The sequence below is a fragment of the Micromonospora sp. CA-244673 genome (genome assembly GCF_050948395.1).
Lineage (GTDB): Bacteria > Actinomycetota > Actinomycetes > Mycobacteriales > Micromonosporaceae > Micromonospora.
The window spans coordinates 3076760-3091422 of sequence record NZ_CP192019.1 but is presented as its reverse complement, the minus strand read 5'-3'; the positions used below and the strand labels follow the sequence as shown (position 1 = coordinate 3091422).

Genomic DNA, 14663 nt, shown 5'->3' with positions numbered 1-14663 from the left:
ACGGTCATGGAGATGCCGGTGATCCAAGGCGTGTGACAGCCCCGTCGCGTGATGCGAGCCACAGATCTTGAAGCCGATGGTCAGCGGGTCGCCGGGGCGGGTGTCAGGCGGTGGGGACCGGTGCCTCGTGGACGGTCCGCTGGCGGGCGGACCGGCAGGAGCAGTGAGTGGGCGTCGATCTCGGCATCACGTGCCGTCGTAGACACCGCGCAGGTCCTGCCTGCTGGTTGTATAGGCGATCCATATCCGCGAGCTCGCGGTTAGAGCCGACGCGGTCGACGGCCCCGCGTAAGCGGGTGGATTCGGTAAACGTGCATAGCGGCTGAGGGACCATGCGGGCGGCCAGGCTGGCCGCGGTATCCGGGTCGACGATGCCGAACGCCGCCGGAGGCGGGGCAGGGATTCGGCAGCCGTCGCCCAGAGTCTCGGCGGCCGTGCGGACCGCCGCGCGAGCCAGTGACCGGCGGAGTCCGGCGCCGGTGCGCGTGCCACACCGACAGCTACGGCGCCCTCCTCGCTGAGGAACTCCACCGTCGCCGCGCCGATCCCGGCAGAGGCCCCGGTTACCAGGAAGACTTTGCCGTCCAGTTGCAGATCCATGTTCCTGCCCACGATGAGCACGCCGGGCGGCTCCCCGGCGTGCGGCCTGAGATGTCGGGTTACGAGCAGCCGTGGCCGGTGATGCGAGGAATGCTCAGCCGGCGTGGTCGGCGGCCACCGGACGGCGCCGGACGTCGACCACCGAACGGGTGGACACTTTCAGCAACTGGAGCGCGGCCTCATGACTCGACCCCGGCGCCGGCGTGTACGTCAGCAGCCGGTGTCCGTCGTCCTCCGGAAGATGGAGGGCCTCGTAGTCGAGTTCCAGGTCCCCCACGACCGGGTGGTGCAGATATTTCGTGCCCGCCGTGCACACCTGCACGGGATGTTTGGCCCAGCACGCCGCGAACTCCGGGCTCTTGACAATCAACTCCCCGACCAGCGCGGTCAGCGCCGCGTCGTCGGCATAGCGGCCCGCCGTCATCCGCAGCGACGCCACGGAGCGGCTGGCCTCCTCGTTCCAGCGCCGGTAAAGCTCCCGCGTGTGCGGGTCGAGAAACAGCATGCGCGTCAGATTCGGCCGGTCTGCGGGGCGGCTCGGAGCCGTCCGGTCGTAGTGCCCGGCGAACAGCAGATGACCGAGTTCGTTCCACGCCAACACCTCGGTGTGGCGGCCCAGCACGAGCGCCGGCACGTCACGCATCGCGGTGATCAGCTGCTCCACCCCGCGCCGAGCCGACTCGGGCCGCTGGGCCCGCCGCCGTTTCGCCGGCCGCAGCCGGGCGAGTTCGTGCAGGTAGGCGCGTTCGTCGTCGGTGAGCGCCAGGGCCCGGGCGATGGCGTCGATCACCGACTCGGACGCATTGGTGCTCTGCCCCTGTTCTAGCCGGGTGTAATAGATCGGGCTCACCCCGGCCAGCTGGGCAAGCTCCTCCCGCCGCAGCCCGGGCACCCGCCGCGGGCCGTGCGACACGAGCCCGACATCGTCGGGCCGCACCCGTGCACGTCGACTGCGGAGGAAGTCCGCCAGTTCACCACGGCCCCCGTTCTCACCCTGCATGTTCCCCATCTTGCCCAACCTGATCGCGCACTGCCTGTCCCTGTCATTACCAGTCTGGCTCTGCGTAGGCAGCGCAGTGGTCTGGCTGTCGGCAACGTCGCAGTTCAGGGTCGTCGATGGCGACCACTCGCCGTACTTCCCGATCCGTCACCACGACGCGGAGGCCACCTCGATGACCCGCACGGACTCGATTCCCGAGACCCGCAGACACCAGACCTCAGCCGCGGCCAGCGGCCGAGACCGTCTCATCCTCGCCGTCCTGCTGACCGCGAGTTTCACCCTGGCGGTCGACTTCTCCATCCTCAACGTCGCGCTCCCAGTGATCGGCGCCGAGGTCGGCTTCTCACTGTCCGGGCTGCAGTGGATCGCGACCTCCTTCGCGTTGTTCGCGGCCGGCTTCACCCTGCTGTTCGGCCGGGTCGCCGACATCTTCGGCCGGCGCCGGCTGTTCCTGGCCGGGATCGCGCTGCTCGGCATCTCCTCGCTGGCCGGCGGTCTGGCCACCGATCCGGCCCTGCTTCTGACTGCCCGTGTCGCGCAGGGCCTGGCGACCGCGGCCGTCACCCCGGCCGCTCTCTCGCTGCTGACCACCTCGTTCCCGGAGGGCCCCCGGCGTGACCGGGCGCTCGGCCTCAACGGCGCGCTGATGGCCGCGGGCTTCACCACCGGCGCCATTCTCGGCGGGGTCGTCACCGACCTGCTGAGCTGGCGATGGGCGTTCTTCATCAACGTCGTCGTCGCCGTGGCCGTCCTGGCGGTCGCCCCGTTCGTGCTCGCCGAGAGCCGCCCCGATCAGCGTCCCCGCCTCGACGTGCCGGGTGCCGTCACCGTCACGGGCGGTCTGCTCGCCATCGTCTTCGGTCTCACCAGCGCCGCCGAACACGCCTGGTCCGACGTCCGGGCCTGGGGCGGTCTGCTCGCCGGCGCCGTGCTGTTGGTGGCCTTCTGGGTGATCGAACGGCAGGTCGCCGAGCCGCTGGTGCCGGTCCGAATCCTGCGCAAGCGCACCGTCGGCTGGGGCAACCTGGCGGGCGTCCTCGCGTTCGCCACCGAGACCTCGCTGGTCTTCCTGCTCACCCTCTATCTGCAGGAGGTCCTCGGCTACTCGCCGCTGGCCGCGGGCCTGTCGTTCGCGGTCCTCGGCATCGGCACCGTTCTCGGCGGGTTCCTCGGCCCCAGGGTGATCGCCCGTCTGGGCAACCCGCCGCGGGCGCTCGCCCTCGGCATGACGGTCCAGGCGGCGGCGACGCTGGTCCTGCTCCTGCTCGGCTCCTCCTCGAGCGGGATGCCGCTGCTGCTGGTCGCCACCTTCGTCGGCGGTGTCGCCAACCTCGTCGCCATCGTCGGCTTCATGGTCACCGCGACCTCCGGCCTGCCCGACAAGGAGCAGGGTCTGGCCGCCGGCCTGGCGACGATGAGCCAGCAGATCGGCATCACCCTCGGCATCCCGGTCATGTCGGCCGTCGTCGGCGCCACCCTCGCCTCCCTGGGCAGCGAGACCGCCGGCAACATCCTCACTGCGGTACGCACCGCCATCGGCGTCAACACCGCCCTGTGCGTGCTCACCACGATCGCCGTGGTGAGCTTCCTGCGGACGCCGCGCACCGCGCCCGCCCCGGTCCCGGGCAGGTAACGCGCTGCCATGCCGATGCCTGACCGGCTCGAGATGCCGGACACCCGGGACACCGCCTGGTACACGGCGCGCATCGACACCTCAACCGGGCAGGTGCCGGTACGCGTGATCGAGCCGCACGGCCATTCGGCCGCTGGCTGGTGTGGGCGCACGGCGGCAGTTGGCATCGCGGGTCGGCGCAGGACTGGCATCACGCCTGCGCCGACCTGGCCGACATCGCCGGAGTCACCGTCGCCAGCGTCGACTACCGCGTGGCGCCGAGGCACCCGCACCCGGCCGCCCTGCACGACGTGACCGCCGCGCTCGCCTGGTCCCGGCAGCAGGCCACCGCCGCCGGCGTTCCGGTCGCCGTCGGCGGTGACAGCGCCGGCGGGACTATCGCCGCCTGCGCCGCCCTCGTACTCCGCGACCGGGGCGTCGACCTCGCTTGCGCAGGTGCTCGCCCACCCACCGGTCGATCCGCTCTGCCGCGCCGGCTCCTATCACCGGGACCCCACCGCGTTCCCGAAGGCCGACCGGCTCGCCGCCGCCTGGCGCTCCTACCGGGGCGCCGGGCATGACAACGCGCCCACGTCCTACAGCACCCCGCCGGAGTGCGCCGACCTCACCGGCGCCGCGACGGCGATCATCGCGGTCGGCGCCCTCGACCCCGTCGTTGACGACGTGCGCGATTACCGCGACCGGCTGCTCGGTGCCGGCGTGACGGTGCACTACGAGGAGCCTCCCTCGGCAGCACACGGCGCGTTCCTGGCACCCGGCATCACGCCGCAGGATTCGCACTCACTACGGCAGTGGCTGGGTGCCACCCTACGCACCACGGACGCGTCGGGTCAGGACCCACCGATGGACTGCGGCGGTCACCCGGCGAGCTCGTCCCGGCGCCGAGTGCCAGGGACCTCACACTCGCGAGGGAGGAAGATCCCCCATAAAGGGGGACCACCTCGAGCGTCGCTTCCCGAGGCTTGTTTCAGTACCGAACTCACGGAGGGGACTGATACATGAGGGCCAGAAAAAGGGTCTGGCGGCGAGCACTCGTCGTTCTGGCCGTCGCGATAGGCATCGTTACGGCAACGGGGGTGACATCGTCGGGAGCGACCGCAGACTCGTCGAGGGACAGCCTCAGGGGGGCCGTAAGCGGGGAACTCTCCGAGGCCTTCGGAGAGCGGGCCGGGGATCCCGTGCGATTCAAGATTGACGCTCGCGGCGGGCCGGGTGCCACGACCGGCACGTTCGAGGTGTTCCACGGCAACGGCACGACCAACGAGGTTCTGGGCGATTTCGAGGGTGACATCACCTGCCTGATGACGGCTGGCGAGGTGGCGATCGCCACCGGCGTCATCACCAAGGGGCACGTTAACCTTCCCGGTGTCGACAGGGACGTCACCGGCAAGAAGGTTTCCTTCACTGTGCACGACGACGGCCGCCACGACCGGATGTATTGGATGTGGGAGTTCGCGGGCGCACCCATCAACAACTGCGTGGGCATGGCCCCCGGGTTCGTGCCCAGCCACGGTGATTTCAAGGTACGCGACTGACGACGATGGGCGGGGCCGGCTTGGCGCGGCGATAGCGCCCATGCCGGGCCGGCAGGTCCGCGGTTCCACCATGGACCGACCGGAGATGGCGGCACTGGACCTGTTCGGGCGCCGCTGGACTCTGCGCATCATCTGGGAGCTGGGGAACGAGCCGCTCGGCTTCCGGCTGCTGCAGCGGCGCTGCGACTGCATGTCGTCAAGCGTCCTGCGGCAACGGCTCACAGAGCTCCAAGAGGCTCGACTCGCCGAGGTGCTGTGCAACGGCAACTACACCCTCACCCCGCTCGGCCACGACGACCGCGAGGCCCTGCGTCCGGTCATCGAGTGGTCGCGGGGGCGGGCTGCCGAGCTTGCCGACACCCCGCCCACTGCCTCCGAGGCGACAGCCAGCGCAACCGGTTCTGACAGCGGTCCGCGCGCTAGACACCTCAAATTTTCGGCTCGTAACCACAGGACTGGAGACCACGGAGCATGACCGAGTTCCCCTCACTGGCGGCGCGAACCGCCGTCGCCGCTGCCCTGGCCGAGGATGAGTCGGGCCAGGACATCACCACCGCGTGGAGCGTTCCCGAAGGCCTGGCGGCCGTGGCCGAGATCCGCGCCCGGCAATGCGGCATCGCCGGCGGTCTCCCCGTGGTCGCCGAGGTCTTCGCCCAGGTCGACCCCGAGGTCACAGTGGAAGCGCTCGTCCCCGACGGCGCCAGGCTGACCGGCGACGATGTCTTGGTGCGCCTGTCCGGCTCGGCGCGCAGCCTGATCACCGGGGAGCGAACGGTGCTGAACTTCCTCCAACGCATGTGCGGCATCGCGACGCTCACCGACCGCTATGTCCAGGCCGTGGCCGGGACCGAGGCGCGCATTCTGGACACCCGCAAGACGGCGCCGAGCCTGCGCGCCCTGGACAAGTACGCGGTGACCGTCGGCGGCGGCCGCAACCACCGGCTCAACCTCGCGGCGATGGTGCTGCTCAAGGAGAACCACATCGCCGCGGCAGGCGGCGTGACCACCGCGATCGACGCGGTCCGGCGCGGGATGGCGCGCACCGGGCAGAAGGTGGAGACCGATGTCGAGGTGCAGACCGTGGCGCAGGCCGTTGAGGCCCTCGATGCCGGGGCCCGCTGGATCATGCTCGACAACATGCCGGTGGCCGACATCGAAATGGTCGTGAAAAGCCGGGCCGAGCGTGCCGACGCCTCCCTGATCATGCTGGAGGCCTCGGGCACCGTCCGTCTGGACAGCGTCCGCGCCATCGCCGAGACGGGAGTCGACCTCATCTCGGTCGGCGCGTTGACGCACAGCGCGCCCGCGCTGGACCTGACGATGCTGCTGACGACCGACCCGGTGCCATGCCGGAGGTAGTGGTCATCGACGCATGTCAACGGCAGGGCCGGGGCGGCAGCCCGACGGCTGTTCTCGACGAAGCGCCGTACACCGACGAGGAGCGATGCCGCATTCCCGGGGAACTGGGCACTTCGCACGCCGTCTTCATCCGTGCCACCGGAGTTGAGCGCGGCCGTCCCTCGTACTCGCTCCGGTTCTTCACCGCCGAAGGCGAACTGCCTGCCTGCGGCCACGGCACCGTCGCGGCCCTGGCGCTGCTCGCCATACGCGAAGGCGGCAGCGACCACCACGCCGTGCTGAGTACGACGAGCCGCAGCTTCGAAGGCTGGGCCATCCGAAACCGCGACAGCGTGACAGCGTCGTTCGACCCGGGCCCGGTGAACCTGCGCGTCACCCAGGCACCCGAGCTAAGGGCGGTCACAGCCGCCCTCGGCCTGGCTGACGATGCCGTCGTCGGCAACGCCTGCGTGGCCTCGAATGGGCGGCCGAGGCTTCTCCTGCCAGTCCGATCGCGCGCCGCGTTGGCCGACCTTTCCCCAGACTTCGCCCTGCTACGTGCCGCCTGCGACCGCTACGGCCTGTTGGGCTGCTACGCCTACTCGATCCCGGACCGCCACGGCCGGGCAGCCGCTCGGATGTTCGCCCCGTCGATCGGCGTCCCCGAGGACATCGCCAACGCCAACAGCACAGCCTGCCTGGCCGCGCACATGGCCCGATTCGGCACGGACCGCCTCACCATCGACATGGGCGATCTCCTCGGCAACCCATCCACCATCACGGCAACCATCGACAAGACCCACCTGGAACACCCAGTCCGAGTTGGGGGCCAAGCAACCATCGCACGAACAGTCGTGCGTCAAGCTTGATGTTTGACGTCCACCTACGGCCTGTTTCATAACTCGGTGGAGTTGTGAGACAGCGCCCTTCTCGGGCGTCCGCGCCTCGCCCCGGGTGGGGCAGGTGCGGTTCCTGCGTCATCGGGGCCGGTTTCGCCCGCGCGTGTGCGCGGGTCAGAGCCTTCCCCTCGGCCGGCGTTGGTGACCGGGCCCCCTGCGGGGAGGTCCCGGGACTGGGCGTGGTGCTGCTCGGCCCAAACAGCGAGGTTGACTGCGGCAATGTGGTCCCGATCGGCCTGATGCCCGCACACCTGGCGGGTGAACGTGCCCGAGCCGGTAGCTGTAGCCGCGCAGCCGCCGGCCGACGTGCCGCAGCCACGAGCGTGCCGCCCGCCGCGGACCTGCGGCGGACGGCACGGTTCGGCCGTCAGGTCAGGAGATGACCACGTCGCGGTAGTAGTAACGCAGGATCGCCTGGTAGGTCTTGCCCGAGTTCGCGAGATCACGCGAGCCGTACTGCGACAGCCAGTCCCCCGTCACCCAGCCACCGCACGCGGTCGTGGTCGCGCAGTAGTGCGCCTGCAGGATGTTGCCGCTGCGGGTCATCCGGGTGGACCAGGTGCGGTCCACCGCTGCGGAGGTCGACGCCTGCGCCGACGACGGCCGGTAGACCTGATCGCCCGTGTCGTCACGGACGTCGTAGCACTGACCGCCGGGGGTCTTGCGGGTCGAGTGCAGCGCCCAGTACCAGCCGTAGCTCTTGACGGCTACGGCGCCGGACTCCAGCGAGGCGCTCGGCCAGCTCGGCACCCACTCGTTCGGGAGGACGTTCTTGACGTACGTCTTGAAGTCGACCCGATCGACTCGCCCGAGACTGACCCGGTAGACCAGGATGGTGCTCGGCAGCTTGCTGTTGGTGCCGTCCGTGCTGCAGCCCGTCGGCCCGCTCAGCAGTTCGTGCGAGGCGTTGTTGTTCTTCAGCGTGGCGTTGAGGTTGCCCTTCGCCCCGGCGGCGAAGTCCTGGCTCGCACCGGCGAAGTTGCTGTTGAAGTAGACCCGCACGGTCTTGCCGGTCCGGTTCCACACCGACGCGGCGTTGTTCTTCACGCACACGCCCTGGCCGGCGCCCGCGCCCTTGAAGTCGTAGCAGGTCGGCTGGGTCGTGCCGTAGTCGTCCAGGGAGTCGGTGAAGTCGGAGACCGAACCGGCCTGGTTGCTGTTGTAGTAGTAGCAGAATTCGCCGCTGTCGCAGCCCCCGTCGCGGGCCGCGGCGGACGCCGCGCCCGGCGCCACCGTAACGCCGACGAGCGCCACCATCAGGACGGCAAGAGTGGCCGAAAATTTCTTCAGGAAGGTCATCCGCATTCCGGGTCACCAGCCGCTGGGGACGTAGGCCCAGCCCAGGTAGTCCGACCGGTCCCGGAACGTGTTGGTCTGGTACACGGTCGGCCCGGTGCTGATGGCGCTGTTGCCGCCGATGGAGAGCATGACGTGCCCGGCCGACGTGGTGGACGTGAAGAACACCGCCGTTCCGGCGGGCGGCACCGAGCCGGTGTGAATGCGCCCGTTGTCCTTCTGCCACTGGTAGTGCGTGCGCGCCGTGGCGAACCGGCCGCTGGTGCCGAACGCCCGCTCGACGAACAGCTCGCATTCGTTGTTCCAGTCGGTGTGCCCGAGGCGTGCCCTCGCGAACGCGACGGCGTCGGCCGCGCGCGGGTCGGCCGGGAAGGTGCCGCTGGTGCCGCCGATGTTGTGCGAGGCGTTGTTGTTCTTCAACGTCGCGTTGAGGTTGGCCTTCGCCCCGGCCGCGAACGACTGGCTCGCACCGGCGAAGTTGCTGTTGAAGTAGACCACCACGGTCTTGCTGGTGCGGTTCCACACCGACGCGGCGTTGTTCTTCACGCACAGGCCCTGGCCGGCGCCCGCGCCCTTGAACTCGTAGCAGGACGGCTGGGTCGTGCCGTAGTCCTCGATCGACCCGGTGAAGTCCGAGATGGAGCCGGCGTAGTTGCTGTTGTAGAAGTAGCAGAATTCACCGCTGTCGCAGACTCCGTCGCGGGACGCCGCCTGTGCCGGCGAGGCGACGCTCAGGATGGAGGTGGTCATGGCGAGCGCTGCGCCGACGACGGCGAGGTTCTTGCGGATGTTCATGGTGTCCTCTCGTGGACAGTGAGCAATGGTGGTGGATCGGGTCGGGTGCGGGTCACTGCCCGCGCTGGTACTGCTCCCAGGTCAGGATCGGAACCTGGGGGCCGTCGTCCGGGCCGCGGTCGGCCAGGCCGTTCATGCCGAGGTAGTAGTCGCCGACCTGGTGCTGCGCCTGGCTCGACAGGTCCGTGTCGTTGATCGCCGTGGCGTGGATGTGCCACGGCCAGTCACCCTGACTGGGGTCACGGACCCAGGCGGCGAAGCCGACCTGGCGCAGGGCCCGGGCGACGGCGGTGCGTCTGGCCGCGGTCATGCCGGTGACCGCGATGTCCACCACACCCCCGCCGTCGTGCGTACCGGCCGAGGTCGGGTCGCCCCCAGGGTTGTACGAGCCCTGCTCGAGCACCAGGGTGGAGCCGAGCAGACGCTGGGCCTCGGCCAGCATCGCCTGGGTGCGGGCGTCGACGACGTACCCGTCACGCTGGACCTTCGCGCCCGGACCGATCGTCTTGCTGACGGTGTACCGGTTGAGCCCGAGCTTCGTCAGCGACGTCGTGCCGGGCAGCCCGTTCGCGGCCAGGCCCGTGTAGCCGAGCGAGCGCTGGTAGGCCGCGTACGCCGAGACGGTCTGGGTGCCGAAGTAGCCGTCGACCCACTGCGCGTTCAGCAGGTTCGAAGCCTGCAGCGCCTGCTCTACGGCGAGCACGGAACTCTTCGCGCCCGGGGTCAGTGTGTTGTCGGCACGGCGGGGGTCGATCTGGGCGGCCAGGACGGTGGCCTCCATGTCCACGACAGGCCGCGCGGCCGTGGTGACGGTCCGCTGCGCTGTGGCGCCGGATGTCGCGGCCCACGCATGGGCCGGGACGCCGACGGCCACGCAGAGCGCGGCGAGCCCGACGGTCAACCAGGGACGGCGCAAGGTCGGTCCTCCTCGTAGCTGGTGAGTCTCGTTCGGAACGGACATCACCCTGCGAGAGGAGACGTGCTGTTCGGTACCCCCGCTGCCCTGTCAGATCCGTCAGGCCGTGACCGACCTCGATGAATGCGGTGTTGTCAGGTTGGGCGGCCCCCGGGTCTGACATCGGGCGCTCGCACGCTGACAGCGGTCGGGGTGACCCAGCACCCGGGAGATCGACCGGGGCGGCAGCTCGGCGGGCTTGACCGCGGCTGCCGCCGGGCGCGCTCAGGCGGTGACGGTGACCATGAAGTACACCGGCCGGCGGGTGGGAAAGAACTCCTGCCCGTGCTCGTCGACCATCTTCCAGCTGACCCAGCACTTCCCCGGACGGTTCGGCGCGGTGACCACCACACTGATCATCACCTGCTCGCCGGGCGGCGTGTCGCCGATCGCCACCCGATCCGGTGTCTGGCAATCGTCATCGTCAGCGGTGGGATTCGTCCGCGCGAGGAAGCGGTTGTGCCAGTCGACCGATCCCACGTTCTTGAGCGCCCACACCTTCTCGAATCGGGCGTTCACCTTCACTGGCGTACCGTCAGGGATGGTGACGTCGGCGACGAACTTGCTCGAGTCGCCGGGAATCAACGCGTCCGAGAACGGCGGCGACTGCGGCGACGACGACGCCGCTACGGCGCCCGAGCCGCCCGCGGTTGAGCGGCCGCGGACGGCGACGCCCAGGGCGGCGACGAACGCCACCACGACCACGGTCGCCGCCGCGGCGAGCCACGGCAACCGGTGCCGCCGCGCGCCCGTGACCTCGTCCTGCACCGCCGGCAGGTGCTCCGCAGCCCGCAGCGCCTGTGGGCCCGCCGGCACGAGGTCGGCGGACGTGGCGACGCCGGACACGACGGGCCCACCGGCCGTCGCAGAGCTCACGGCGCGGGACGTCTCGGCGGCCACGACGCGGGTCGTCGCGGCGTCGCACATGCCGGCCCTGGTCTGGGGATCGGTGTTGACCGGTGTCCGGACGCCGTCCGGACCAGCGTGGGCGGCTGTTCCCGGGCGCTGAGCATCCTCCCAGCGGCACCGCCACTGGGCCTCGTCGGCCTCGCAGGCCCGGACGAACTCGCGCGTGGTCTCCCACGAGGGAAACCTGGTTCCAGCGGCAGCTTCGTGCAGCGTCGTGTGCGAGATCCGGCCCGACCGCCCCGCCATCTTCCGGAACGACGGGTTGCCCACGCCGGTCCGCAGTGTCCGCAGCTGCTCGGCGAATTCCTCGGCGGCCACGCGGTCCGGACCTAACTGACCCGCAGCACGCTGGTTTTCCATGCATCCCCCATGTCAGACGCCGACGTCAGACGTTGTCAGAGCGTGTAAGAGGCTACCGAACGGCGTCGTCGGTCATCAATGTCGTGGAGGCTTGGCCTTCTGCGGGTAGATGGTCTCGTGACGGGCCAGCATGGCAACGAACTCGCCGATCTTCCGCTCGCGGGTCTGCGCTCGTTTGACGGCATTGACGCGGTGGATGAGAGCGAACCGGTTGGTCTTGGTGAGCACGTCGAACATGGCCTGGGCGTCGGGGTCGGCGGCGATGGCGGCGAGGAGGTCGTCCGGCACCTCGGCTTCCGACGGCGGGGCGTAGGCCGCCGCCCAGCGCCCGTCCGCCTTCGCGGCTTCCACCGCGGCCCGACCTGGGGGCAGCATCCGCCCCTCCGCCTCCAGCCGGGCCACGTGGGCGGCATTGCGTTGTGACCAGGAACTGCGGGGCCGGCGAGGGGTGAACCGGATCCAGGAGGTTTCCTGATCCCGTTTACGGGCCTGCCCGTCGATCCAGCCGAAACACAGGGCCTCGTCGACGGCCTGCTGCCAGGTCAGCGTCGTGACTGTGCCGCCCTTTTTGGTCAGCGCGAGCCAGACACCGGGCGACGTGGCGTGGTTGGCTGACAACCACACCCGCAGCGCATCGGCGTCCGCGACGACCAACTCATCCAGTTCGGCCCTCCCCATGACGGCAGGCTATCGCTGCGCCGTTGCCGCAACCTCTGCCTGTGCGCCGTATCGGCGGCGAGGCTTGGTATCGATGCACTCGCGCAGCTGGCTGGGACTCCCCCGAGTACGCTCCCGCTGCCACTCGGCCGCCGACCGCAACCGTCAGGGGCGGACGACCCCGAGCTGGAACTCGTGCACCCAGTTCACCGGGTTCTCCGGGTCGAACTCGAGGCACACCTCGCGGGCGTACCCGACCGGCGTGTAGCCGTTGTCGTCGATCCACCGGGCCAGGATCTGCATGCTGCGGAACGCCTCGTCCATCGGGCCCCGGTGCACGATCGTGGCGGCGGACTCGATCCCGGGCAGGTCGAGGATGTCGAGCGTGTCGTCGCCGGCCGGCGTGCCGGCGGCCACCTCGACGGCCGCGTGCACCCGCACCTCCTGACCATCGCCGTCCGCGCCGGGTTCCGGCACGTAGTAGGCGATCGGCGAACCGGTCACCGTCGCGCCGGTCTGGTTCAACCGCCGCCACATCTCCTGGTACAGCGGCCCGATCACCGGCCCGATGTCTGGCCCGTCGTAGCTGGCGGCCACCGCCGAAAGCTCGGCGACGCGCGCCTGCGGGATGCGCTTCAACACGACGTCCTCGGTACTCATGTACCCCTCCTGTTCAATCATGCGCAGCCGCGCCTCGATGCCGGCCAGCCGGGCGGCATCGGCCCTGAGCTGCTCCTCCAGTTGTGCGCGCCGCAGCCGGAGCATGCCGTGCAGCTCCTCGACGGTGACCTTGTCGTCGAGGATGTCGGCAACCTGCGCGAGCGTGAGTCCCAGGTCCTTCAGGGCGATGATCCGGTTGAGCCGGCGCAGCTGGTCGGCGCGGTAGTGGCGGTACCCGCTGGCCGGATCCGTCGCAGCGGGCCGCAGAAGGCCGATCGCGTCGTAGTGGCGCAGCATCCGCACCGACACGCGGCCCAGTGCGGCGAATTCTCCGATGCTGAACACCGCCTCATCCTGCGGCCTGACACGGTGTCAGGGTCAACACCGGACATGGCAATGGCCCCTCCGTCGATCCCGCGGCTCGCTAGCCTGATCATGGCGGCCGTAGGATCGCGGAGTGGACGACGTGGCCGGCGCAGATCGTCGATCTCCGAGGTCGGGGACCGGCTGGGCGCGGCTGGCAGTCAGTCACTGCCAGTACCAGGTGTTCACCGCGCCGGGTGAGTTCGGCCTGAGGATCTACACACTCGGCGACGACCTGCTGCACGTTGGCGGGCCGAATCAGTTCACCGGCTTCTGCGGCATACACACCGGCTGGATCGAGGCACGCGTACGCGTGGTGCCCGGGCCTCCGGCGGCGGTCGACGTCGGCTGGGAGGCGATCAGTGAGGCGACCCTCTGGAGTCCCAGCGGCCGGCTGTCCGTCGTCGGCCTGATGGGCGGCACCGCGGAGGCCCTCACCGACATCGCCGTTCCGCGCGGGCTGATCCGGGTGCGGGTGCACGCGCGTGACCGCTTGCACGAGAGCGTACGCACCGACGACGACCCGCCCGAGCGGCACGAGCCGCACATCTGGGCGGTGTCCGAAGAGACGCCATGGCGTACGGTGCTGGCCGACCCGCGAGGCCGTGACTGGGAGCAGAAACCGGCCAAGGCCGCCGAGTGGGCCATGCTGTCCCTGGTACCGCGACCGTCCGGTCGCCCGGCCGTCCTGCCCCCGCCGCCACCCGACCTGTACGAGGACGACTCCGGCCTGCCCCGCGTAACGGTGGTCCGCCACCGGCCCGCGCCGGTCGAGATCTCCGGGGAGACGCTGCCCGCCGGCGACCTGGAGGTCCGGTTGGATCGGGTCGACGACGAGACCCTCACGTGGTCGTGGGCCGCCGCCGACGAGCCGATCTTCCCTCAACCGCTGGACACGCTGCCCGACGACGAGTCGAGCATCGTGCGGCTGACCTCCGGCCCCGACGGCTTCACTCTGCGGCACGAGGGAGTCCTGGGCCGGCACGCCTTCGCCCTCGGCCTGCTCTGGGAGCACCTGCTCGACACCGTGGGGCCGTACCCGTGGATCGAGACGTTGCGTGGGCAGGCCGCCGAGGCCACCGCGCGAGCCGAGGACGCCCGCCGCCGGAAGGCCGAGCGCGACGCCGAGCAGTGGGGAGGTGCTCCGCCGTCGGACCGGGTCCGCGGGCTCGTCAGCCAGGCGCGGTCCCTGGCCCGGATCGCCGCCCGCTGCTCGACCGGATCGACGCGCTGCCCGCCGCCCGTCAGCGTGAGGCCGCCCGCTGGGCGGCTCGCCGCGCGATGCGGGTCGCCGGCCTGGAACGGATCGAGTGGGTCGCCGACGCGCTCGCCGCCGCCGAGGCCGACCGCCCACTGCCCCCACTCTTCACCGACCAGAGTGGTGTCGCCGCGTTCAACCGGCTCCTGTCCGATCCCGAGGTGCCGCACACCACCATCACGCTCCACCTGCCCGGGAGGGCGTCCGGCACACGCCGCGTCACCGATGCGCTCCAGCAGGCCGCCGCGTTTCCCGCACTGATCGCCCTGGCGAATGACGACCCGCTGCTCGCCGCGATCGACGCCGTCTACAACGCGGCGATCGCCCACGGCGACGACCGCGACCGCTTCCTCACCGAAGCCCACACCGTCCTTCGCTGAGACTTCGAATCGGCACGCGAGGTCA

14 protein-coding genes and 1 pseudogene are annotated in these 14663 nt (G+C 70.3%); 8 read left to right on the top strand and 7 right to left on the bottom strand.

Annotated elements, in window-relative coordinates; translation table 11 throughout:
* Window positions 1-694 precede the first annotated feature (694 nt).
* Window positions 695-1600 carry a helix-turn-helix transcriptional regulator gene (locus ACQP12_RS14485; protein ID WP_433288273.1) on the bottom strand — a complete coding sequence of 302 codons (906 nt, stop codon included), beginning with the start codon at window positions 1598-1600 and terminating at the stop codon, window positions 695-697.
* 10 nt (window positions 1601-1610) lie between these two features.
* Here ACQP12_RS14485 and ACQP12_RS14480 point away from each other — a divergent pair, with 10 nt between their 5' ends.
* The 7 genes and pseudogenes from ACQP12_RS14480 (at window position 1611) to ACQP12_RS14450 (ending at window position 6975) form a co-directional block, all read left to right on the top strand.
* Entirely contained in the window at window positions 1611-3233 is a 1623-nt protein-coding gene (locus ACQP12_RS14480) for an MFS transporter (protein WP_433288271.1), read from the top strand.
* Between the two features lie 140 nt (window positions 3234-3373).
* Window positions 3374-3604: pseudogene (locus ACQP12_RS14475) on the top strand (alpha/beta hydrolase); the annotation flags it as partial.
* Window positions 3591-4235 (top strand): alpha/beta hydrolase fold domain-containing protein, encoded by a 645-nt coding sequence (locus ACQP12_RS14470; protein ID WP_433288269.1) that lies wholly within the window; start codon window positions 3591-3593, stop codon window positions 4233-4235. The pseudogene ACQP12_RS14475 and the gene ACQP12_RS14470, both read left to right, overlap by 14 nt.
* A gap of 176 nt (window positions 4236-4411) precedes the next feature.
* Window positions 4412-4768 (top strand): hypothetical protein, encoded by a 357-nt coding sequence (locus ACQP12_RS14465; RefSeq protein WP_433288267.1) that lies wholly within the window; start codon window positions 4412-4414, stop codon window positions 4766-4768.
* Window positions 4769-4838: 70 nt separating this feature from the next.
* Window positions 4839-5243 carry a winged helix-turn-helix transcriptional regulator gene (locus ACQP12_RS14460; protein ID WP_433288265.1) on the top strand — a complete coding sequence of 135 codons (405 nt, stop codon included), beginning with the start codon at window positions 4839-4841 and terminating at the stop codon, window positions 5241-5243.
* A complete protein-coding gene (nadC, locus tag ACQP12_RS14455) occupies window positions 5240-6127 on the top strand; it encodes a carboxylating nicotinate-nucleotide diphosphorylase (protein WP_433288263.1) in 888 nt (295 codons plus the stop codon). Before ACQP12_RS14460 ends, nadC begins: the two co-directional genes overlap by 4 nt.
* A complete protein-coding gene (locus ACQP12_RS14450; RefSeq protein WP_433288261.1) occupies window positions 6127-6975 on the top strand; it encodes a PhzF family phenazine biosynthesis protein in 849 nt (282 codons plus the stop codon). The genes nadC and ACQP12_RS14450 overlap by 1 nt, the downstream gene beginning before the upstream one ends.
* Window positions 6976-7377: 402 nt before the next feature.
* On the opposite strand, the gene ACQP12_RS14445 is transcribed toward ACQP12_RS14450, so the two are convergent.
* The 6 genes from ACQP12_RS14445 to ACQP12_RS14420 form a co-directional block, all read right to left on the bottom strand.
* A complete protein-coding gene (locus tag ACQP12_RS14445; protein ID WP_433288259.1) occupies window positions 7378-8304 on the bottom strand; it encodes a peptidase inhibitor family I36 protein in 927 nt (308 codons plus the stop codon).
* A 12-nt stretch (window positions 8305-8316) separates the two neighbouring features.
* The gene (locus tag ACQP12_RS14440) at window positions 8317-9096 is read right to left on the bottom strand and encodes a peptidase inhibitor family I36 protein (protein WP_433288257.1); all 780 of its coding nucleotides are present in this window, start codon (window positions 9094-9096) and stop codon (window positions 8317-8319) included.
* Window positions 9097-9148: 52 nt separating this feature from the next.
* Window positions 9149-10012 (bottom strand): peptidoglycan-binding domain-containing protein, encoded by an 864-nt coding sequence (locus tag ACQP12_RS14435; RefSeq protein ID WP_433288255.1) that lies wholly within the window; start codon window positions 10010-10012, stop codon window positions 9149-9151.
* Between the two features lie 264 nt (window positions 10013-10276).
* Complete coding sequence (locus tag ACQP12_RS14430; protein WP_433288253.1) at window positions 10277-11278, bottom strand: NBR1-Ig-like domain-containing protein; 1002 nt, start codon at window positions 11276-11278, stop codon at window positions 10277-10279.
* A 117-nt stretch (window positions 11279-11395) separates the two neighbouring features.
* Complete coding sequence (locus tag ACQP12_RS14425) at window positions 11396-11998, bottom strand: YdeI/OmpD-associated family protein (RefSeq protein WP_433288251.1); 603 nt, start codon at window positions 11996-11998, stop codon at window positions 11396-11398.
* Between the two features lie 144 nt (window positions 11999-12142).
* Entirely contained in the window at window positions 12143-12982 is an 840-nt protein-coding gene (locus ACQP12_RS14420) for a MerR family transcriptional regulator (RefSeq protein ID WP_433288249.1), read from the bottom strand.
* Window positions 12983-13094: 112 nt separating this feature from the next.
* Between ACQP12_RS14420 and ACQP12_RS14415 the strand changes: the two genes are divergently transcribed.
* On the top strand, window positions 13095-14519 hold the full coding sequence (locus ACQP12_RS14415) for a hypothetical protein (RefSeq protein ID WP_433288247.1): 1425 nt from the start codon (window positions 13095-13097) through the stop codon (window positions 14517-14519).
* The last annotated feature ends 144 nt before the right edge of the window (window positions 14520-14663 follow it).

Excerpts from the sequence above, each read along its gene's own strand:
- ACQP12_RS14485 (WP_433288273.1), bottom strand. The coding sequence starts at position 1,600 with ATGCAGGGTGAGAACGGGGGCCGTGGTGAACTGGCGGACTTCCTCCGC.
- ACQP12_RS14460 (WP_433288265.1), top strand. The coding sequence starts at position 4,839 with ATGGACCGACCGGAGATGGCGGCACTGGACCTGTTCGGGCGCCGCTGG.
- nadC (WP_433288263.1), top strand. The coding sequence starts at position 5,240 with ATGACCGAGTTCCCCTCACTGGCGGCGCGAACCGCCGTCGCCGCTGCC.
- ACQP12_RS14445 (WP_433288259.1), bottom strand. The coding sequence starts at position 8,304 with ATGACCTTCCTGAAGAAATTTTCGGCCACTCTTGCCGTCCTGATGGTG.
- ACQP12_RS14440 (WP_433288257.1), bottom strand. The coding sequence starts at position 9,096 with ATGAACATCCGCAAGAACCTCGCCGTCGTCGGCGCAGCGCTCGCCATG.
- ACQP12_RS14425 (WP_433288251.1), bottom strand. The coding sequence starts at position 11,998 with ATGGGGAGGGCCGAACTGGATGAGTTGGTCGTCGCGGACGCCGATGCG.